The sequence below is a fragment of the Halioglobus sp. HI00S01 genome, assembly GCF_001635445.1.
Lineage (GTDB): Bacteria > Pseudomonadota > Gammaproteobacteria > Pseudomonadales > Halieaceae > Halioglobus > Halioglobus japonicus.
On the sequence record NZ_LWEE01000004.1, the window covers coordinates 1 to 217 of the forward strand.

Below are 217 nucleotides of genomic sequence, written 5' to 3' on the forward strand. Positions count from 1 at the left end.
CTCCTCACCAATGGCTGTTACGAGAATGGTGGAGCGTGCGCCGCGGATGAAGCCCAGGTCATCGGGGCAGGGGCCACCGTTGGCATTGTGGCTGGGGCAAGCGTAGTCAGCATCATAGATGGTGCGAACCAGCTCCTGATTCTCTGGCAGCGTGGGGAAGCGAGGAGCCTGGCTGGTCCAGGTCACGCTACAGGCGCCATTGGTGGTCTGACACGCA

The 217-nt window shown here is 62.2% G+C and carries 1 protein-coding gene; it reads right to left on the reverse strand.

Going from position 1 to position 217, the window contains the following annotated elements; translation table 11 throughout:
- On the reverse strand, positions 1–186 hold a 186-nt coding region (locus tag A3709_RS23530; RefSeq protein WP_197484026.1), incomplete at its 3' end, for a hypothetical protein.
- Between the last annotated feature and the right edge of the window lie 31 nt (positions 187–217).